The sequence below is a fragment of the Roseobacter sp. N2S genome (genome assembly GCF_031454055.1).
GTDB lineage: Bacteria > Pseudomonadota > Alphaproteobacteria > Rhodobacterales > Rhodobacteraceae > Amylibacter.
This window is the reverse complement of record NZ_JAVDQB010000002.1, coordinates 68,914-89,978: the sequence shown is the minus strand read 5'-3', so window position 1 is coordinate 89,978 and position 21,065 is coordinate 68,914. Positions and strand designations below refer to the sequence as shown.

Genomic DNA, 21,065 nt, shown 5'->3' with positions numbered 1-21,065 from the left:
AAAGGCTCCCCATGCGAAAATCCACAACGACCGCCACCGCCGACATTGACCGTAAAAGCGGGATGCGGACGATCCGTAAAGTCACGCCCTATCTTTGGCCCGCTGATAAACCCGAGGTTAAAATCCGCGTGGTTGTCTCGCTTATTGTGCTGGTGCTGGCGCGGCTGATTTCCGTGTCTACGCCGTTCTATTACAAGGCGGCTGTGGACGCGTTGGCCCCTGTAGCAAACGAGGCCCCGCCAGCCATGTTGCTGGCTATGGGGGCTGTGGGGCTTACCATCGCCTATGGTACTTTGCGGCTGTTGTCTGTGGGGTTCAACCAGCTGCGCGATGCGGTTTTTGCCCGTGTGGGCCAGCGGGCCCTGCGCAAGCTGGCGCTGGAAACCTTTGAACACATGCACGCGCTGTCTTTGCGTTATCACATCACCCGTAAAACCGGCGGGTTAAGCCGGATTATCGAACGGGGTGTGAAGGGCGTTGATTTCCTGCTGCGCTTCCTGCTGTTCTCCATCGGGCCTTTGGTGCTGGAATTGCTGCTGATCGGCGGCATTCTGTTTTATGTGTTTGATATCTGGTATCTGGCCGTGGTTGTGGTGACCATCTGGCTGTATATCTGGTTCACTCTGAAAGTGACCGAATGGCGGGTGCAAATTCGCAAGGAAATGAACGATCAGGACACGGATGCAAACCAAAAGGCTATCGACAGTCTGCTGAACTTTGAAACCGTTAAATACTTCGGCGCGGAAAAGCGCGAAGCTGCCCGTTATGACTCCAGCATGAAGCGCTATGAATCCGCGGCGCTGAAAACCAACTATTCCTTGGCGTTTCTGAACTTTGGCCAGTCGGTGTTTATCACCACCGGTCTGGTGATTGTCATGGTGATGGCGGCGATCGGGGTGCAAAAGGGCCAAATGACCGTGGGCGATTTCGTCATGGTCAACGCTTATATGATCCAGATCACTATGCCGTTGAACTTCCTTGGTTCAGTCTACCGCGAAATCCGTCAAGCGCTGGTGGACATGGGCGAGATGTTCGACCTGTTAGAGCAACCGTCAGAAGTGAATGACAAGCCGGGTGCGAAGAAACTGGCTGTGTCAGGAGGTTCGATCCGGTTTGAAGGGGTCGATTTTGGCTATGGTAGCGAACGGCAAATTCTTCAGTCGCTGGATCTTGAAGTGAAGCCCGGACAGACCGTGGCTGTGGTTGGGCCTTCGGGGTCGGGGAAATCCACTATCGGGCGGCTGTTGTTCCGGTTTTATGATGTGAACGGCGGAGCGATCAAAATCGACGGGCAGGATATTCGCGACATCACCCAAGACAGCCTGCATGATGCGCTGGGGATCGTGCCTCAAGACACCGTGCTGTTCAATGACACCATCGGCTATAACATCGCATACGGACGCGAAGGCGCGACCCGTGAAGACGTGATTGCCGCGGCGAAAGCGGCAAAGATCCATGACTTTGTGGAAAGCCTGCACGAAGGTTATGACACTGCAGTTGGCGAACGCGGGCTGAAGCTGTCGGGCGGCGAAAAGCAACGGGTGGGCATCGCGCGCACCTTGCTGAAGAACCCACCGATCCTTTTGTTGGATGAGGCCACATCCGCCTTGGACACTGAAACCGAGCGGGACATACAAGACAGTTTGCGCGCTATGGGGCAGGGACGTTCGGTCATCACCATCGCGCACCGTTTGTCTACGGTTGTGGATGCGGATCGGATTGTGGTGTTGGAAAAAGGCGTTGTTGTGGAACAGGGCACACATGACGAACTCGTTACCCTTGGCGGGCGCTATTTCAGCATGTGGCAACGGCAATTGTCTGAACAGGATGAAGACGTTGACGTTGCTTGAATGAGCCATTGATCGGAACCGGACTTCCCCTTTGCAGCTAAGGGCAAAGGGGAAGAGCCTCCGGCGGGGATATTTTTCAAACAAAAAGTAAAAGCAGCGTTATTCGGCCGCTTTCAACGGGGATTTTGCGGTTGCTGGCAAGGCGGTGACGGGGGCCGGGCCTTCGGTCGTGTCTGACCAGTGGATTTCGCCAGCGGCGGTTTTGCCTGCGTTTAACCGTTGCTTGCGGTCTTTCGCGATTTGGCTGTCTTTTCCACCTAACAACGTGCCTAGCACTGCACCCAAGTTATAAGCACCCATGGTAAACCAGACCCGCAGGGCCAGCAGGGACGGTGTGACAACCAGCGTCAGAACCGTTGCAATGCCAAGGCCAAAGACCACAGCCGTGGCCAGTTGTTTCCACCACAGCGCGGTTGGCGCATCAATGGAATAGCCACCATTGTAAAAGTCGATCGACAGGCCGAACATCATCGGGGCAAGCCCCGCCATTGTGGTGATGGTGGTCAGCAGAACAGGGCGGATGCGATCCTCGGCGGTGCGCACAATGGCTTGCAGGCGCGGCATATATTCGGCGTATTCCTGATAGGTGTCGATCAAAACAATGTTGTTGTTCACCACAATTCCTGCCAGCGCCACAATCCCTGTGCCAGTCATGATGATCGAAAAGGTCTGGTCCATCACCAGCATCCCGATCAACACGCCAGTCGTGGATAGAACCACGGCCAATAGCACCAAGAGCGAGTTGTAGACTGAATTGAACTGGGCCAACAAGATTACAAACATCAACCCCAAGGCGCCCGCAAATGCGTTGCCGAGGAAGGCTTGGGATTCCTCTTGTTCCTGTTGGTCGCCTTGCCATGACCATTCCACCCCTTTGGGCAGAGGCGTTTCGGTTTCCAACCATTTTGTCATGGCCTGAATGGCAACATTGCCGTTCAGCGGTTTGGCATTTTCAGTGTCGGCGTCCACAATATTACCGTCAGCATCTACAAACAGGCTGCCATCCACGTCTGATTTGACGTCGAAATAGCGTTTTGTGTCAAAGCGGTCGATCTGGCCCAGCTTTTTTACCGGCGTGCGGGTGATGAAGTTTGACAGCGGGATCAGGCCCGATGCGGTGCGCACACGAAGCGTGTCGATGGTGGACAACAACCGGTCTTGTTCGGGCAGACGCACGCGGATTTCGATTTCATCGTCCGAACTGTCTACCCGCATGGTGTCCAGCAGCAGCCCGCGGGTCACAAGTTGCACCATTGCGCCCACAGACAGCACATCTGCGCCGTAGCGCCCCGCCTGTTCCACATCTACGTCTATCTGCCAGTCGATGCCGGGCAGGGGGCGGGTGTCCTCGATCTTGACCAACCCCGTCGTGGAGTCAAACTTGCTGCGCACAATATCAGCGGCGCTGAGCAGGTCATCCCAGTTTTCGCCGGTAAGCCGCAGGTTCAGCGGTTTGCCCGACGCGGGGCCCATGGCGGCCTCGGAAATTTCGGCCTGAATGCCGGGCACGGTTTTCAGACGCTCGTTGATTTGGTTGAGGATTGCTGTCCCTGAACCGTGGGGCCGTTCCGTCCATTTTGTCAGCTCGATCTGGACCTGACCAATGCTATCTGTGGGCGCGGAAGCGCCGCCAGAGTTCTGGTTCAATCCCCCTTCGCCAGCAAAGGCAAACAGGCTTTCAACGCCGTCCACCTGCATGATCTCGGCTTCCACCTGTTTGACCAGAATATCCTTTTCTTCAAGGCTCAGGTTGCCCCGCGCCCGCACATAGGCGATGGCCCGTTCCGGTTCGGTTTCCACAAAGAATTCAACGCCTTTGGAATGGGTGCCAAAGTAGCTGAACACAGAAGCTACAAAAAATGCGGTGGCGGCAATTGTGACAATCGGCATGACAGGGTTGCCGGCGATCAGGTGGATCAACCAGCCAAAAGCGGATCGCTTGTAGCCCGCTTTGATCTTGGTTTCCCCCTTTTGGCGACCGATTGATCCGCCCGTGGCGGCCAATGCCAGACAGCCCAGAATGATCGCAACACTGGCGAGCATAATTTGACCGCGCAGCAGCATCATGATGCCGTTGAACAGGATTACCGCGCTGACGAGCATAAGGGTTAGTCGCAGACTCCAGTGAAAGGACGCGCGCAGGGTGTTGGATATACGCCCCAACAGGGCCGAGACCCGCCCCGCAACGCCGCCCACAACGGGCAGATAAACCAGTGCGACCAGCAGGGATGCAGACAGCACAAAGATCAGGGTGACAGGCAGGTTGCCCATGAATTCACCCGGAACGCCTGGCCAGAACAGCATGGGCAGAAAAGCGCAGAGTGTTGTGGCCGTTGACGATACAATCGGCCAGAACATCCGCTTGGCCGCCGCCGTATAGGCCCGCATCGGGCCAACACCGCGGCTGATTTCCTTGTCGGCGTATTCCACCACAACAATGGCGCCGTCCACCAGCATACCAACCGCAAGGATCAGGCCAAACATCACGATGTTGGAAATTGAAATGCCCATAACCGCCATAATTGCAAAAGACAGCAGGAAGGACGTAGGGATTGCAAATCCGACCAGCAGTGCCGATCGTACACCAAGGGCGGCCAGCACGACGATCATCACCAGCGCAACAGCCGTTAGAACCGAGGCTTCCAGCTGCCCCACCATATCGGCCACATTGGTGCTTTCGTCCATGGAATAGCTGACAGTGATACTGTCGCGTAGTTCTTGTGGCCATTCGTCTTGGGCGGCTTTCACTGTGTCGCGCACCAACTGCACCGCGTTGATCAGGTTCACGCCTTTGCGTTTTACCACCTGTAACGCCACCGTGGTTTCACCGTTATAGCGCGCCGTGCCAAGCTGGTCTTCAAAGGTCAGACGGATTTCAGCCAGATCGCCAAGGGTAATTACCCTGTCGCCATTCACTTTGACGGGCAGGTTATAGACATCCTGGGGTTCGTCAAAAGCCGAAGGGATTTTCACCGAGAACGCCCCGTTGGCAGTTTCCACTTCACCTGCGGCAATCAGCTGGTTGTTGTTGGTGACTACATTGATCAATTCACCCGCTGTGACGTTATAGGCTTCGAGTTTTAGCGGGTCGATCAGGACTTCGAGCATTTCATCGCGGTGCCCAGCCAGACCTGCCTCAAGGATTGGGGTCAGGCTTTCCACTTTATCTTGCAGATCTTTGACCACCCGCAGCAAGGTGCGTTCGGGAATCGAGCCAGACAGTGAAACCACCAGAACGGGGAATTCAGAGAAGTTGATTTCCGTGATCGTCGGCTGTTCCGCGCCGGACGGAAAATCGGCCTGTGCCTGATTAACCTTGTCGCGCACATCAGCGATAGTGGCGGATTTATCCCAGCCGAATTCGAATTCCAGCGCAACGCCGCCATAGTTTTCCGCCGCTGTGCCGGATATTTTCTTGAGCCCGTCCAGATCGCGCAGCTTGCTTTCCAGCGGTTTGACAATCAGTTTTTCGCTGTCTTCGGCAGAAATACCGGGGAAAGGCACCGACACAAACAAGGCTGGAATGTCGATGTCCGGCTCGCCTTCTTTGGGCAGATTCACATAGGAATAGGCCCCAGCACCCAGTGACAGAACAATCAGCGCAAAGATCATGCGCGCGCGGGCGGAGGCCCAATCGACGACGCCTATCATGACGCATCCTTTTGATAAGTCACAGTAACACGGCGTCCTGCGGTTACGAATTCCTGTCCGACGATGATCACTTCGGCGTGGTCAGGCAGCCCGCCAACCCAAACCCCTTCGGGGCTTTCGTTCAGAATTGTGACGGTTTTGAAATCAGCCGTTTCCCCGTCCACCACACGCACCCCAAGCTGGCCTTCGTCATTCAAGGTCAGGGCCGATTGGGGTAGAAGATGACCAGATTCGCCGTGCATGGCGATAAAGATTTCAGCGGTTGACCCATCGCGAATGGCCAGATTTTCGTTGGGCACAGTGATTTCCACCTTAAAGGTTCGGGTCAACGGATCGGCACTGCGTGAAATAAACGTCAGCTTGCCTTGGACCTCTTGCCCGCCAATCAACCGCGCGCCTGCCAACCCACCTATGGAAATTCGCTGCACCTGTTGTTCGGTGGCATAGCCCACCAGTTTTATCGGGTTTAATGCAATCACCCGCGCACAGGTGCCGCCGGTTTGCAGCAAAGCACCAAATTCCGCTGTGTCAGATTCCAGCAACCCCGAAAACGGCGCGTGAATTTCCAACTGTTCCATTTCTTTTTCTGCCCGCTGCACCACGGCTTCTGCTGCCTGCAAAGCCGCTACACGGGAAATCGCGGTGGTTTCAGACGCATATCCTTTTTGCACCAGATTAGCCGACACATTGTTATTGGCCTGCGCTTCGGCAAGACGGGCTTCTGCTTCGGATAGGCTGGCCTGGCGGGTGCCGGGGTCCAGTTTGCACAGCAACTCCCCCTCACCAACCAAAGTACCTGCGCGCAGGGGCGGCGAAATCACTTGTCCGTTGGTTTCAGCCTTTACATCCAGCAACCGAAACGCCGCTGTCTGACCGCGCAACACAATGCCGCGGGCCACTGGCTGTGCTTCGGATTTCAGGACCAAAACAGAAACGGGCGGCTTGTTTTCGATACCGTTTTCCACCTGTTCATCCGCCACAGGCGGGGTTTGTGCCCCCGCAAAGGCCAAAAGCGTGTCACGCTCTAGGATCAACATATAGGTGAAAGCGCAGACAAATGCGGCTGTCAGCAGGGGCGTGAAACGCATAGGGAAACCTCGTGGCAACGCGGCATAAAAGGGCCGGAAAGGGCGTAAATAAGCAGTGCTCTCTAGATAGAGTCATGTGCTTTAGCATGCAAGAGAAGGCAAAGCCTTAAATGGGCTTTCTAGTGCATCAATGTAAGGTTGTTGCAAATGCGCCTTGGCAAACTTGCCCGCTTCGCAGTATTGTCCCCGCGAATTCGGGTCAGGAGACAACTGTGAGCGATAGCGATTCCTTTATTGAAGAAGTTACCGAGGAAGTACGGCGCGACCAATTGTATAAATACGTGCGCAAGTACGGATGGATTGCTGTTGTTCTGGTCATTGGTGCCGTAGGGACCACTGGTTTTCTGGAATGGCAAAAAGTTCAGTCCGCCTCACAGGCACAGGCACGGGGCGATCAAATCGCTGCGGCGCTTGAAGGTGATGATGCAACTGCGCGGGCTGATGCTTTGGCGGATCTGTCTGCGGATGCTGGCCCTGCCCAAGTGATCGTCCTGATGCGCCGCGCCAGTGAACTGGTCGAAGCGGGCGACACAGAAGGCGCAATTGCCGCCTATGAAGCGGTCGCAAACGGCAATTACGGTGCTGTTTACACAGATATGGCCCGCCTGAAATCAGTGATTTTGCAGGGGGCTGCGATGGATACAGCCGAACGCGACGCTGAACTGGCCGCTTTGGCGGCACCAGGGGCTGTGTTCCGTCCTTTGGCCTTGGAACAGCAGGCGATTACCGCCCTTGCAGCAGATGACCGCGACGCCGCAGTGGCGCTTTACAGCGAGTTGGTGCAAGACAGCGAGGCCACAGACGCCTTGCGCAATCGCGCCTCTCAGGTACTGGTGGCACTCGGGGCGGAAATTCCGGCAATCTCGCAATTGCTTTCCGAGTAAAAAACAGCACAATTGGCGAGCAACAGGATCAATCAACGATCGGGGCCGAGCAAGTGGCAAGCGGTATGACAAAAGTAACGAGCAAATTCGGGCGTGCCCTGACAATATCGCTGGCCTTCAGTGCCGCCTTGGCAGCCTGTGCGCAAAAAGAGCCGCCTTTACCGGGGGAACGTCTGGACTTGCGCGCGCCTTTGTTGCCTGTCGGCGATGAAGCCACAGTTGACGCACCACGGATCGACAAACTGTCCTTGGCAGCCCCTGTGGTGAATGCGGAATGGACCCATCGCAACGGCTCGGCTCAACATTTGATCCGCCAGCCTGCTTTGGGGCGCACCCTGACGAAAGTCTGGAGTACGGGCATCGGGTCAGGCAACAGCCGGAAAAATGCGATTACAGCCAGCCCTGTAATAGGCGGCGGGCGTATCTACACGATGGATTCAAACGCCAATGTACGGGCGTTTTCCACATCAGGCGGGGCGCAATGGTCACGCGATCTGACTCCCCCGATTGAGAAAAAGGGCGAGGCTTCCGGCGGCGGTTTGGCCTATGGCAGCGGCGTGCTTGCTGTCACAACCGGCTTTGGAGAAGTGATTGTCCTTGATCCGGCTACTGGCGCGGAACGCTGGCGTCACCAGATGAACGGCGCAATTTCCACCGACCCGCTGATTGTGGGGGATGTGATCGTGGCTGTGTCACGTAATAACGTGGCGCTTGGGCTCGATATTAAAAACGGGCGTATTTTGTGGCAGCAGGTCAGCTCTGGCGACACTTCTGGCATCGCAGGGGCAGGCGCCCCCGCCGCCCTTGGGAAACTGGCGGTTCTGCCTTTCGCCTCTGGTGAAATCATTGGCGCGGTCACCAACAACGGCTTACGGGCATGGACTGCTACGGTGACTGGCAGCAACAAAGGTCAGGCCCGCAACGTGGTTTCCGACATTTCCGGCGATCCGGTTATTGATGGCACCACACTTTATGTGGCCAACCAATCTGGACGCCTTGCAGCGCTTGACCGCCGCTCTGGCGAACGGTTGTGGACCGCCAAAGACGGGTCGTATTCCCCTGTCTGGCCCGCAGGTGGCGCGGTGTTTATGATCACCGACCGCTTTGCCGTCAAACGTTTGAACGCCTCTGACGGAACCGAGGTGTGGTCAGCGGAATTACCTGATTTCAAAGCGAAAAAAGACCGTCGCAAGAAAGATGCCTATGCTTACTTCGGCCCCGTTCTGGCTGGTGGCCAGCTTTGGGTTGCTGGCAGTGACGGTTTGTTGCGCAGCTATAATCCGGTAGATGGAACTGTCACAGGCACGGTTGCTATTCCGGGTGGTGCGGCCTCGCAACCGGCTGTGGCAGGGGGCAAATTGTTCATCTTCTCTGCCAACGGACAACTGCACGCCTATCAATAAGCCTTTTCAATATGGTTGTGATCCGCTAGATGGCGGTTTCAACCCATTTACAGGTTTCTAATCATGTCTTTCACGCTGGCCATTGTCGGGCGTCCCAACGTTGGTAAATCCACCCTGTTCAACCGTTTGGTTGGCCGCAAACTAGCGCTGGTCGATGATCAACCTGGCGTCACCCGTGATCTGCGTGAAGGCGAGGCGCGCCTTGGCCCGCTACGTTTCACCGTGATCGACACCGCCGGACTGGAAGAGGCCACCGACGAAAGCCTGCAAGGGCGGATGCGGATGTTGACCGAACGCGCTGTGGAAATGGCCGACATCTGCCTGTTCATGATGGACGCGCGCGCTGGGGTTATGCCTGCCGATCAGGTGTTCGCTGAAATCCTGCGCCGCAAATCAGCCCGCGTCATTCTGGCCGCCAATAAGGCCGAAGGACGCGCAGGCGAATCGGGTTATTACGATGCTTTCTCCTTGGGTCTTGGCGAACCTGTGCAATTGTCCGCAGAACACGGCGAGGGCATGGACGACTTGATGCGCATGCTTGAACCCATGGCCAAAGAATTCGAAGACCGCCAGATCGAACCTGAAACCGATGTGGATGTGACCGAAGACGAAGATTATGATTTTGACAATGAAGATGTCGAAATCACCTATTCCGCAGCCCGCCCGTTGCAAATTGCCGTTGTGGGCCGCCCGAACGCGGGCAAATCCACACTGATCAATAAAATTCTGGGGCAGGACAAACTGCTGACAGGCCCCGAAGCTGGCATCACCCGCGATGCGATTTCCACCAATGCCACTTGGGACGGTATCCCGTTCCGTATTTGGGATACGGCGGGGATGCGCAAACGGGCCAAAGTACAGGAAAAGCTGGAAAAACTTTCCGTGTCCGATGGTCTGCGCGCGGTGAAATTCTCGGAAGTTGTGGTTGTTCTGCTGGATGTGGACATACCCTTCGAACAACAGGACCTGCGCATCGCCGATCTGGCCGAACGGGAAGGCCGCGCGGTTGTCGTGGCTGTGAACAAATGGGATCTTGAAGACGAGAAGCAAAGCAAGATCAAAGAGTTGCGCGAAAGCTTCACCCGTTTGTTGCCCCAGCTTCGCGGCGCACCGATGGTCACAGTCTCTGCCCGCACAGGCAAAGGCATCGACAAGCTGCATCAAGCCATTCTGGACGCTCATAAAGTCTGGAACCGCCGCATCAGCACCGCGCGTCTAAACCGCTGGCTCACTGGTATGCTCGAGGCCCACCCGCCGCCAGCTCCGGGTGGCAAACGGATCCGCATGCGGTACATGACCCAAGTCAAAACCAGACCGCCAAGTTTCGTTGTTATGTGTTCGCATCCCGATCTGACGCCCGAAAGCTATAGTCGCTATCTTGTCAACGGGTTACGGGCCGACCTTAATATGCCCGGCACCCCGATCCGTCTGTTCATGCGCAGCCAGTCTGCCAAGAACCCTTATCGGGACAAGAAAGAAAAGAAAGTGACAAAACTGAACAAACACACCGAAGGCCGCTTCCGCAAAGAAGCAGGGCGCGGCGTGAAGCCAAAGTCGTAGCGACCAAAGCTTTTTGTTTGAAAAATATCCCCGCCGGAGGCTGCACCACAGCCACACATCCGGCGGGTTTAGTTTGCCGGCTCTGCCATATCTTCTGGCAGCATAGCCAAAAACATCTCCCTAAGCCGTTGAATTTCAGGATCATTCCCGCCATCCAACAGCAGGTTGTGATGCTCGAACGGATCTACGCGGTGATCGTATAATTCCTCTGATCCATCCCAATAAAAGATGTACCGATGGCTGCGCGTGCGTGTGGTCAAAGCCGTTTGGGCCAAGCCGTCCTTGGCATCTTGCGTCCAGACCGAACCGGCAAAGCCGCGCATCGGTTCTTTCTTGCCAAGTAAAATCGGCGTCAAATCCTGCCCTGAAAACTGCTCTGCCTTTGGCTGGCCTGTCAGTGCCAGAACCGTCGGGGCAATATCAATCAGCGATACAGGTTCGTCACTGTGCGCAGGTTCGATGTCTGGTCCCGCGATCATTAAAGGCACCCGCAAAGCCCGCTCCCATAGGGTAAACTTGTGAAAAGCCAGCTTTTCGCCCAGTTGATAGCCGTGATCGGACCATAAGATCAGGGTCGTTGTCTCCCACAGACCAGTTGCATCCATATGGTCTAAAACCCGTCCCAAAAGGTGATCCGCATAGGCGACTGATGCTAGATAAGCCTTTAAAAAATCCTGATACTCCCCCGTGCGGCTAACAATGCGCCGAAACTGCGCGCGGCTGTTGGCATAAGATTTCCCCGCCGCAGACAACCCAGCCTGCGGGGCCTGCGCCTCGGGATCAAAGCTGTTTTGCCCCAACCCGGGGGGATTGGCGACGGTGTCGGGGAACATATCAAAAAACCGTTGGGGCACCACAAAGGGCAGATGGGGGCGATACAGCCCAAGCGCCCAGAACTGCCCTAAACTGTCAGGTGTCATCCGCTCTATCATCGCGGATGTGTTCATATCATCATACTGGTCATCCCCGTCCGGCACAGGGCCAAAATCAATAGACGGCCCGAATTTCCCTGTCTTGGCCAGCTTGCTGATCGGGGGGAACAGTTCCGAATTGCTTTGCGGGAAACTGTCCCAATCCTCGTAATCGAACTGGGGTTTATTGACGTGAAACACTTTTCCCAGCCCGTGGGTCGCAAACCCCGCATCCCGCATCCGCCCCACAAGCGACAGACGTTTGCCGCGGGGGTAATGATGATGCCATTTGTGCTGATTGGCGTAGACACCGGTTTCCCAAGGGTTCTGCCCGAACAGCGCGGCGGTGCGCGCAGGCGAACAGGCGGGTGCGGGGCTATAGGCTTGGGTGAACACTACGGCGCGTTTTGCCAGCCGCGACAGATTGGGGGTAATCGCATCAGGGTGCCCGCCCAAAGGTTCAATCCAATCGTTCAAATCCTCGATTGAAAACAACAGGATATTCTGGCGCGGTTTATCCACGATAGCTGGTCTGTGATACGGGAATGGCAAAATCCTCGGGCAGCATCAATTGATGTTCCTCTCGCAGGGCGGCGATATCCGGGTCGTCGAGAGCGTTTGTGTCGTTCAGCAGGTTCACATGCTCAAACGGGTCGGCTCTGTGGTCATACAACTCATCGCTGCCATCCCAATAGAGGATATAACGGTGGGTCTTGGAGCGTGCCGACATGGCCAGTTTCGGGCTGTCGGTTTTGAATTCACGCCCCCAAACCGCAACAGCATGGCCGCGCAGCGGTTCAGATGTTTCATCTAAAGCAGGTGACAGGTCTTGCCCTTCAAACTGTGGGTCCACGGGCAGACCCGCGCGGGCAAAAAGGGTCGGGGCAATATCGCACAGGGTCACTGGCTCTGCGGATCGCCCTGCCTGTATACCGGCCCCTGCAAACAACATTGGAATACGTAAAGCCCGCTCCCACAGGGTGAACTTACGAAAGGCCAGCTTTTCGCCCAACTGCCAACCGTGATCGGACCAGAGCACCACCAAAGTACTGTCCCACAGATCACAAGCGTCCATTTTATCCAGAACCTTTCCCAACAGTTCATCCGCATAATTGATTGAGGCAAGGTAAGCCTTTAGCAGGTCTTTATATTCACCCTGCCGCCCCAATATCCGCCGCAACATGGCGGAATCATTGGCCATGGATTTTCCCGCATCTGGCAGTTGCCCGTGCAGCGAGCTGTTAAGCGGATCAAATCGGTTCAACCCCAAGCCCGGCGGATCGGCGACGACCTCGGGAAAACGGTCGAAATATTTCTGCTGAACAATGAACGGCAAATGCGGACGATAGAGGCCAAGCGCCCAGAATTGCCCCGTGGCACCCGCCTGCAACTGATCCACCAGCCAGTCTGTGTTGTGGTCGTCATATTGCAATTCTGCATTATCAAGCGGCCCGAAATCCGTGTTTGCGCCCACTTTTTCAGATTTTCGGGTGGCGCTGATCGGTGCGAAATTTTCGATCTCGCGGCGGTTGTAGCTGGTCCAGTCTGCGGGGTCGAAATGTTTGGGGGCCACATGAAACACCTTGCCCGCGCCGTGGGTTTCAAAACCCGCATCCTTGAACCGCCCCACAAGCGATCGCTTTGCGCCCGGTTCATAAAAATCATGCCATTTGTGGTTGTTGGCATAAACCCCTGTGGACCAGGGATGTTGCCCGAACAGCGCTGACGTGCGGCTGGGTGAACAGGCGGGTGCCTCGGCATAGGCGTTTTCAAACAGTTTGGCCCGTTGCGCCAGACGGGTCAGATTGGGGGTCAACGTATCTGGATGCCCGCCAAGCGGTTCAATCCAGTCATTCAGATCCTCAATCGACAGGAAGAGGATGTTTTTTACGGGGTTTACGTTCACTGCTTTGGGCCTGCGGATTGTTTTTCACGCAGTTTGCTGGAAACAGGGTCGAAAGGGAAGGGGGATTGGCACACCCCCTTCAGAGATTGCGATCGGCCTTAAAGCAGGCTGACCAAACGGGCAGCTTCATCGGCACAAGGGGTCAGCGCGGCGCGGTCTTCACCGGGGAAGAACCGCGCACGGGTGGCTGTGGGCATCGGTGCAGGTTCAAAACAGACCACACGGCGCTTAAGGCCAGACACTTCGGCGCGCCAACTGTCAAACAGCGCCTTTTGCGCCGCTTTTGACGCCCCGTAAGCGGCAAAAAACTTTTCGCCCGCGCGGGGATCGTGGCAGTGAACAGCCGTGCCTTTGCGCGGCTCCAACAGGGGATCAAGGTTCACGATCAGCTGTTGGGTCATGCGCACATTGGTATTGAACGTGCTGTCCCAATCCTTTTGCGCAGCGTGATTGGCCGGTGACAAGGGGGGCGCGTGATTGATGCAATGGACCCAGTAATCCAGCCCGCCCCAGCGTTCGTTCACCGAAATGCACAGCCGTTTGACCGCTTCTTCGTCTTTTACATCCAGCGGCACCAAGGTAGTTGTGCCGCCTTTGGTCTGAATGCGATCGTCCAGTTCTTCAAGCGCGCCCGTGGTACGGGCTAAAGCGATGATGTGATGGCCTTTGGCAGCCAGAATCTCGGCTGTGGCCGCGCCAAGCCCGCGCGACGCGCCAGTGATAAGAGTAATGGGCTGTGTCACGACTATTCCGCAGCCTTCATCATAAAGCCTTCTTCGATTTTATCTGCGGGCCTTACAGGATATTCACCACTGAAACAGGCATCACAATAGGCAGGGGATGCGTTGTCGCGGCCCTTTTCCTCGCCTGCTGCGCGGTACAAGCCGTTTAGCGTAACGAACTTCAAAGAGGCAACGCCCAGATGGTCGCGCATTTCTTCTTCGGTCATGGTTGCAGCCAGCAGTTTTTCGCGCTGCGGCGTGTCGACACCATAAAAACAGGGCCATGCGGTCGGGGGGGAGGCGATACGAAAGTGAACTTCGGCAGCGCCTGCATCCAGGATCATTTCTTTGATCTTGCGGGACGTTGTGCCCCGAACCACAGAATCGTCCACCAGAATGACCCGTTTGCCTTTGATCAGCGCACGGTTCACGTTCAGCTTCAGACGCACACCCATGTTGCGGATCTGCTCGGTGGGTTCAATAAAGGTGCGGCCCATATACTGGTTGCGGATGATCCCCATGGCATAGGGAATGCCGCTTTCCTGGGAAAACCCGATGGCCGCTGGTGTGCCTGAATCAGGGACTGGGCAGACCAGATCGGCATCCACAGGGGATTCCTTAGCCAGTTCCACACCGATACGGCGGCGGGTTTCATATACCGATTGCCCGCCCAAAATACTGTCAGGGCGCGAAAAATAGACGTGTTCAAAGATACAGGGCCGCGGCTTGGCTTTTTCAAACGGATAGGAACTCTCGATCCCCGTGGCCGAAGCGATGATCATCTCGCCCGGTTCCACTTCGCGGATGAACTCTGCCCCGATAATATCCAGCGCACAGGTTTCGGACGATAAAACCCAACCATCGCCGAGTTTGCCCAGAACCAGCGGGCGTACACCCAGTGCATCACGCACACCGATCAGCTTGGTGCGGGTCTGGGCGATCACCGAAAACGCACCTTCAACACGGCGCAGCGCATCCTTTAGACGTTCGGGCAGGGTGGATTGATAGGACCGCGCGATCAGATGGATGATACATTCGCTGTCAGACGAAGATTGAAAGATCGAACCGCGAGAGATCAGCTCTTTGCGCAGCGCAACCGCATTGGTCAGATTGCCGTTATGGGCGATGGCACAGCCACCCAGCGAAAACTCGCCAAAGAACGGCTGCACATCGCGGATCGCAGTAGGGCCCTTGGACCCTGATGTGGAATAGCGCACATGGCCGATCGAATTGGACCCGGGTAGGGTTTCCATCAACGATGCCTTTGTGAAATTATCCCGAACATAGCCAAAACGCCGCGCGCTGTTGAACCCGTGTTCCGCGTCATAGGCAACAATGCCGCCGGCTTCTTGCCCGCGATGCTGCAGGGCGTGCAATCCGAGGGCGACAAAATTAGCGGCGTCTTGCACGCCGATAACGCCAAAAATGCCGCACTCCTCTTTCAGTTTGTCGTCGTCAAACGGATGGGCAAGGAACGGCTTGGTCTGGCTCAGCATGGGGTGCATTTCCGAGTATGGGCAGATGGGCAGGGTATAGCGTGCCACTGCGCGGACGTCCATGCCCGAGTGGTCATCAAACCGTCATACGAAATGTCGCAGTCTGTGTTTCCCTCCGTGCATTTAACACCAAAAGCCCAAGTCTTCTTTAGAGCCTAAATACCTAATCCCAAGTTCACCCAATACACCGAAGCAATCAAAGAAAACGCGCGGCAGATACAATGATCGGCCGCGCGTGAAATCTTGTTAATTGTGCAGAATTGCCAGATTTTATGGCACTCTCTACCCTTATTACGTGTCAGACCCGCCAGTTGCCGGTGGGGTTACGATGCCAGTATCTGTGGAACCGTTGTCAACGCCACCACAGGTGCCAACAAAGGATTCATACCGGTCTTGCAACCATACAGGCACTTCTGTTGGCAGCATTTGGGCCAATCGGGACTGGCTGTCGGACAGAACAGCACGGGATTTGCTGTTTTCCACGATGTCCAGACGATCCCCTTCGGGAAAGATGTTGTCATAAAGGATAAAGGCGATCAGAATCAGCAACAGGCCACGGGCCACACCGAACAGAAAGCCGATGCCCTGGTCGATCCCGCCGATGGCCGATTGCTGGATCATGCCCGAAAACAATGGGGTAAAGATCGACACGACGATCAGTGCGACGGCAAAGATGATGGCAAAGGCCACGATCAGGGACAAGACACAAGACCCGCCGATAATATCGGAAACCACAGGGATTTCTTTGACCAGCGGTTCCACCTGCGGTGTCAGCACATAGGCCACTACGGCGGCAATCACCCAGCCTGCGATAGATAAGACCTCGCGCACAAACCCGCGCGAATAGGCCAGAATGGCCGAGATTAGAATGACGACTGCAACGCCGCCGTCTACCAGTGTGAAACCTTCCATAGTACCCTCTTCTTCAGGCCTCGATATCGCCGAAACAATCGGTGATAAACGTAGCCACATCATTCACTTTTTTTACAGTCATGCCAGATGTGCTGGCAAGTTTCATGCGCGATGGCGCAAACGCGCCACTAAAACCAAGCTTTTTGGCCTCTTTAAGGCGGGCTTCGGCCTGTGAAATGGGGCGCAGGCCACCAGAAAGACTTATTTCCCCGAAAATCACCAGATCACCGGGCAGGCTCATGTCCAGACGCGCTGAAATCAGCGCAGCCGCCACAGCCAGATCGGCCGCAGGCTCGGAAATCCGCATCCCCCCCGCGACATTCAGATAGACATCCATTCCCGCAAAAGACACGCCTGCGCGGGATTCCAGAACGGCGAGGATCATAGACAAACGGCCGCTGTCCCAACCCACAACCGTGCGCCGCGCATTGGCCAACGCGGATTGGGCCACAAGCGCCTGAATTTCCACCAAAAGCGGGCGGGTTCCTTCAATTCCTGCAAAAACCACCGATCCGGGGGCGGGTTTTTCGCGGTCTGACAGGAATAAGGCAGAGGGATTGGTGACTTCTTCCAGTCCTGAGCCCGTCATCTGGAACACACCGATTTCATCCGCAGGCCCAAAGCGGTTTTTCACTGCGCGCAGGATGCGGAACTGGTGGCCGCGTTCGCCTTCAAAATACAAAACAGTGTCGACCATATGTTCCACCACACGAGGGCCAGCGATCTGGCCGTCTTTGGTGACATGACCCACAAGGATCACCGCCACGCCGCGCTTTTTGGCGAATGTGGTTAATTCATGGGCCACGGCGCGCACCTGCGACACAGATCCGGGCGCGCTGTCGATATGATCCACCCACATGGTCTGGATGGAATCAATCACCACCAGATCGGGTCTTTCCGCTTCCAGCGTGGTCAGAATATCGCGCAGATTGGTTTCCGATGCCAGTTGCACCGGCGCTTTGGTCAGGCCAAGCCGTTGGGCGCGCATACGAATCTGGCTGGCAGCTTCCTCGCCCGAGACATAGATCGCCTTCTTCCCCGTCAGGGCAAATTTCGCGGTGGCTTGCAGCAAAAGTGTGGATTTCCCGATGCCCGGATCGCCGCCCACAAGGATGGCAGACGCAGGCACAAGCCCGCCGCCAAGCACACGGTCCAGTTCTTCGATCCCGCAATTGGAACGGGGCAGGGGTGCGTCTTTGGTGGTCAGGTCTGACAGTTCAATCTTGCGACCCTTGGCAGCCCCGATGGTTTTTCCTTTGGGTCCAGCGGCCAGAGGGGCCTCTTCCTGAATAGAATTCCATTCGCCGCAAGTGTCACAACGTCCCGCCCATTTCTTATGAGAGGCGCCACAGGCAGAGCAGGTAAAAGCGAGTGTTTGTTTGGCCATAGCCGCAGATAGGCCAAAGCAGGCGGCAGGATCAAGTGCTTTGCGCAGGCACGCGTGTTTTGTCTAGTAATGTGATGGCGTAAGAGCCCAGAACGCAGGCGGTAAACAGATACAGCCCCCAGCCGGTTTCAAGCCGCCCGACGCCAATGCCTTTGGCGGCCACGATATAAATGGCGATCAGAAACACATCGGCCATGGCGAGGCGGCCAAGCACCGAGAGTACGGGTTTGACAGAAGGGGCCAGCAGGTTGAACTGGATCAACGCGGTGCCGATGACTTTGGCCATCGGTGCAACCAGCGCAAGGAATGTGACCAGCAGCGCCAGAAACACGTCCTTTTCCCAGAGTGCCTGAAGGCCGGATATGACGGTGATTTCATCCAATGAGAAGAACGGCAGAAGACCTGCGCGCAGCAACGGGGCGAACCATGCGACGGGGAAGAGGATCAAAAGGGACAGGTTGGCGATTTTCAACATGGTTTTGGGGTTGTGAGTATTTGGGGAACATTGAAACGTAAGGGGAGATTATCGGGAACTTAAGTGGAACATAAAGTGAACAATTGGCGTTATTCTAGCGAACGGCTTCGATTGGGCCTTCGGCGCGGGCATTGATGAATTGATCCAAGTAAGGATCGCCGCTTTGGTCCATATCCGCCACGGGGCCGGTCCATTGGACCACGCCTTCGTGTAGCATGGCGACCTTGTCAGCGATGGCGCGGACCGAGGACATATCGTGGGTAATGGTCATGGCTGTCGCGCCCATTTCAACGACGATTTCACGGATCAGTTCGTTGATGACGCCAGACATGATCGGGTCGAGCCCTGTGGTGGGTTCATCAAAAAAGATGATGTCGGGTTCGGCGGCAATAGCACGGGCGAGGCCGACACGTTTTTGCATGCCCCCTGACAATTCCGCTGGGAACTGATCGGCCACTTCGGGTTTCAGGCCGACACGGCGCAGTTTTTCGATGGCCACATCGCGGGCGTCTGATTTGGAAAGTTTGCCCTTGCCGCGCATCAGGCGGAAGGCGACGTTTTGCCAGACCGAGAGGCTGTCAAACAGGGCGCCGCCTTGGAACAACATGCCGAATTGCGCAAGGAAGGCATCGCGGTCACCCTCGGTCGCATCTGCTCCGTTGACTAGGATCTGGCCGCTGTCAGCATGGACAAGCCCCAGCACGCATTTCAGGGCCACAGATTTGCCTGTGCCAGATCCGCCGATGATCACCATGCTTTCGCCTTGCGCGATTTCAAGGTTCACGCCGCGCAGGACATGGTTGTTTCCGAAGGATTTTTTGACGTTGATCAGTTGTATCATGAGGTGAAGAATATCTCTGTCAGGAGGTAATTAGCGGCGAGGATCAACACGCTGGCGCTGACCACCGCGTTTGTGGTGGCACGGCCCACGCCTTGGGCACCACGGCCTGAATTATAACCGTGATAGCAGCCCAAAAGGGCAACGATAAAGCCAAAGGCTGCGGCTTTTACGAGGCCCGAGAAAATATCGTCAAACTCCAGAAAGCTCCAAGTGTTGTTGATGTAGGTGGCCGCGTTGAAATCAAGCCGCTGCGTTCCCACCAGAAACCCGCCCATGATGCCGATCACATCGCCAATAAAGGCAAGGATGGGCATGGCGATGGTGGCGGCCAATACACGGGGGACCACCAGATATTTCATCGGGTTGGTAGAAAGGGTTGTCAGCGCGTCGATCTGTTCGGTCACCCGCATGGTGCCCAGTTCCGCCGCGATGGACGAAGAAACACGTCCTGCAACCATCAAGCCGCTAAGAACTGGGCCAAGTTCGCGCACCATGGCAATGGCGACGACCGAGGGGACCACGGCCTCGGCGCTGAAACGGGCGCCGCCGGAATAGATTTGCAGCGCCAGTGCGCCGCCTGTGAACAGGGCTGTCAGCCCGACTACTGGCAGCGAGAAATAGCCGATGTGCAGCAATTGTTGGCCGAATTCGCGAAAATAGAACGGTGGGCGCACGATATGGCTGATGGTAAGGGCTGCGAATACGACAATCCGCCCGATGGCAGCGCAAAGCCCCAAAACGGAACGCCCGATTGAACCCAAAAATGCGTCAAGGAATGTAAGTGCCTGCATTATCTGCCCTTTAGCGTGGTTCTTACGTGATACAGGCGGCGTATCCTGCCCGTTTTCTTTGATTCCGCGAACCCGTTTTACCCCTTGTAGACGCGATTGTACCGCGCGCCAAGAGAGGTGAGAATTTCATAGCCGATGGTGCCTGCCGCATCTGCCAGATGGTCGATGGTTTGGATGGGATTCAACAGGTCCAGGCTGTCTGGCACGGTTGCCAGATCGGTGACATCGACGGTGATCAAATCCATCGAAACGCGGCCGATCAGCGGGCAGGGCGTGTCGCCTGCATACAGGTTTACAGGGCCGTTGCCCATGGCGCGGATCAACCCGTCAGCATAGCCAGAGGCGATGGTAGCGATTTTGCTGGGGCGGGTTGCCTGCCATTTAGCGCCGTAGCCGACGGTCTCGCCCAAGGCGACGTCGCGGGTTTGGATCACGGGAATCGACAGGCGCAGGGCGGGGCTGGCTTGTGTGAACGGAGCACCACCATAAAGGCCCACGCCCGGGCGGTTCAGGTCGAAATGGTAATCCGCACCCAATAGGGTGCCGCCTGTTGCGGAAAGGGATTTGCGTGTGGAGAGCCCGTCTGTCATGGCGCGAAAGGCTGCGAGTTGCGCGACGTTTTGGGGATGGTCCGGTTCATCGGCGCAGGCCAGATGGGACATGATCAGACGCGGGGCGGCCTGTGTGATCGTGTCTTTCAGCGCCGCAAATTCGGCGGGTTCCATCCCCAATCGGTTCATACCGGAATCAAGCTGGATACCAAAAGGCGCGCCGCTGGGAAGATAGGTGTTTACCTGTTCCACAGAGTTCAGCAACGGGATCAGGTTATACTCTTTCAGGATCGGTGCATCCCCTGCGCAACATCCTGAAAACACGTATATAACCGCGTCAGCGCCAATAGCTTTGCGCACGGCGATACCTTCTTCGGCGACGGCAACAAAAAAGGTCTTAACGCCTGCTTTGGACAGGGTTGCCGAAACACGGCCCGCATCCAGCCCGTAGCCGTCGGCTTTGACCACGGCTGCGGTTTCCACGGTGGCGGCGGATTTGGCATCAAGGGCGCGCCAATTATCCGCAATGGCATTCAGGTCGATTGTCAGTGTTGCAACAGCCATATCCGCATCCTTTTTCTTGCCGCGTAGGGACACCAGAGCCGCTGGGAGGTCAAGTGCTTTGTTGGCGCAGGTC

General features: G+C 56.2%; 16 protein-coding genes. 4 read left to right on the top strand and 12 right to left on the bottom strand.

Annotation, left to right across the window (positions count from 1 at the left end; all coding sequences use genetic code 11):
* The first annotated feature begins 11 nt into the window (after window positions 1-11).
* The gene (locus tag GGE09_RS06405) at window positions 12-1,850 is read left to right on the top strand and encodes an ABC transporter ATP-binding protein/permease (RefSeq protein ID WP_309745062.1); all 1,839 of its coding nucleotides are present in this window, start codon (window positions 12-14) and stop codon (window positions 1,848-1,850) included.
* Window positions 1,851-1,949: 99 nt separating this feature from the next.
* Here the strand turns inward: GGE09_RS06405 and GGE09_RS06400 are convergent, their stop codons facing one another.
* Both GGE09_RS06400 and GGE09_RS06395 read right to left on the bottom strand, forming a co-directional pair.
* Window positions 1,950-5,501, bottom strand: a complete 3,552-nt coding sequence (locus GGE09_RS06400; protein ID WP_309745060.1) for an efflux RND transporter permease subunit — start codon at window positions 5,499-5,501, stop codon at window positions 1,950-1,952.
* On the bottom strand, window positions 5,498-6,589 hold the full coding sequence (locus GGE09_RS06395) for an efflux RND transporter periplasmic adaptor subunit (protein WP_309745059.1): 1,092 nt from the start codon (window positions 6,587-6,589) through the stop codon (window positions 5,498-5,500). Before GGE09_RS06395 ends, GGE09_RS06400 begins: the two co-directional genes overlap by 4 nt.
* A gap of 212 nt (window positions 6,590-6,801) precedes the next feature.
* Between GGE09_RS06395 and GGE09_RS06390 the strand changes: the two genes are divergently transcribed.
* The 3 genes from GGE09_RS06390 (at window position 6,802) to der (ending at window position 10,436) form a co-directional block, all read left to right on the top strand.
* Window positions 6,802-7,473 carry a tetratricopeptide repeat protein gene (locus tag GGE09_RS06390; RefSeq protein ID WP_309745057.1) on the top strand — a complete coding sequence of 224 codons (672 nt, stop codon included), beginning with the start codon at window positions 6,802-6,804 and terminating at the stop codon, window positions 7,471-7,473.
* A 65-nt stretch (window positions 7,474-7,538) separates the two neighbouring features.
* Window positions 7,539-8,876 carry a PQQ-binding-like beta-propeller repeat protein gene (locus tag GGE09_RS06385; protein WP_309745055.1) on the top strand — a complete coding sequence of 446 codons (1,338 nt, stop codon included), beginning with the start codon at window positions 7,539-7,541 and terminating at the stop codon, window positions 8,874-8,876.
* 63 nt (window positions 8,877-8,939) lie between these two features.
* Window positions 8,940-10,436 (top strand): ribosome biogenesis GTPase Der, encoded by a 1,497-nt coding sequence (gene der / locus GGE09_RS06380; protein WP_309745054.1) that lies wholly within the window; start codon window positions 8,940-8,942, stop codon window positions 10,434-10,436.
* Between the two features lie 68 nt (window positions 10,437-10,504).
* Here the strand turns inward: der and GGE09_RS06375 are convergent, their stop codons facing one another.
* From GGE09_RS06375 to alr, 10 genes are all read right to left on the bottom strand, one after another.
* Window positions 10,505-11,869: a sulfatase gene (locus GGE09_RS06375; protein ID WP_309745052.1), complete on the bottom strand. Its 1,365-nt coding sequence runs from the start codon at window positions 11,867-11,869 to the stop codon at window positions 10,505-10,507.
* Window positions 11,862-13,253 carry a sulfatase gene (locus GGE09_RS06370; protein WP_309745050.1) on the bottom strand — a complete coding sequence of 464 codons (1,392 nt, stop codon included), beginning with the start codon at window positions 13,251-13,253 and terminating at the stop codon, window positions 11,862-11,864. The genes GGE09_RS06375 and GGE09_RS06370 overlap by 8 nt, the downstream gene beginning before the upstream one ends.
* A gap of 98 nt (window positions 13,254-13,351) precedes the next feature.
* A complete protein-coding gene (locus tag GGE09_RS06365; protein ID WP_309745048.1) occupies window positions 13,352-13,996 on the bottom strand; it encodes an SDR family oxidoreductase in 645 nt (214 codons plus the stop codon).
* 2 nt (window positions 13,997-13,998) lie between these two features.
* The gene (purF, locus tag GGE09_RS06360; protein ID WP_309745793.1) at window positions 13,999-15,471 is read right to left on the bottom strand and encodes an amidophosphoribosyltransferase; all 1,473 of its coding nucleotides are present in this window, start codon (window positions 15,469-15,471) and stop codon (window positions 13,999-14,001) included.
* A gap of 291 nt (window positions 15,472-15,762) precedes the next feature.
* On the bottom strand, window positions 15,763-16,383 hold the full coding sequence (locus GGE09_RS06355) for a CvpA family protein (protein ID WP_309745046.1): 621 nt from the start codon (window positions 16,381-16,383) through the stop codon (window positions 15,763-15,765).
* 13 nt (window positions 16,384-16,396) lie between these two features.
* Window positions 16,397-17,770 carry a DNA repair protein RadA gene (gene radA, locus GGE09_RS06350; protein WP_309745044.1) on the bottom strand — a complete coding sequence of 458 codons (1,374 nt, stop codon included), beginning with the start codon at window positions 17,768-17,770 and terminating at the stop codon, window positions 16,397-16,399.
* A 31-nt stretch (window positions 17,771-17,801) separates the two neighbouring features.
* A complete protein-coding gene (locus tag GGE09_RS06345) occupies window positions 17,802-18,245 on the bottom strand; it encodes a paraquat-inducible protein A (RefSeq protein WP_309745042.1) in 444 nt (147 codons plus the stop codon).
* 94 nt (window positions 18,246-18,339) lie between these two features.
* The gene (locus GGE09_RS06340; RefSeq protein ID WP_309745040.1) at window positions 18,340-19,086 is read right to left on the bottom strand and encodes an ATP-binding cassette domain-containing protein; all 747 of its coding nucleotides are present in this window, start codon (window positions 19,084-19,086) and stop codon (window positions 18,340-18,342) included.
* Window positions 19,083-19,877 (bottom strand): ABC transporter permease, encoded by a 795-nt coding sequence (locus tag GGE09_RS06335; RefSeq protein ID WP_309745038.1) that lies wholly within the window; start codon window positions 19,875-19,877, stop codon window positions 19,083-19,085. The genes GGE09_RS06340 and GGE09_RS06335 overlap by 4 nt, the downstream gene beginning before the upstream one ends.
* A gap of 77 nt (window positions 19,878-19,954) precedes the next feature.
* The gene (gene alr, locus GGE09_RS06330) at window positions 19,955-20,992 is read right to left on the bottom strand and encodes an alanine racemase (RefSeq protein ID WP_309745036.1); all 1,038 of its coding nucleotides are present in this window, start codon (window positions 20,990-20,992) and stop codon (window positions 19,955-19,957) included.
* Window positions 20,993-21,065: the final 73 nt, after the last annotated feature.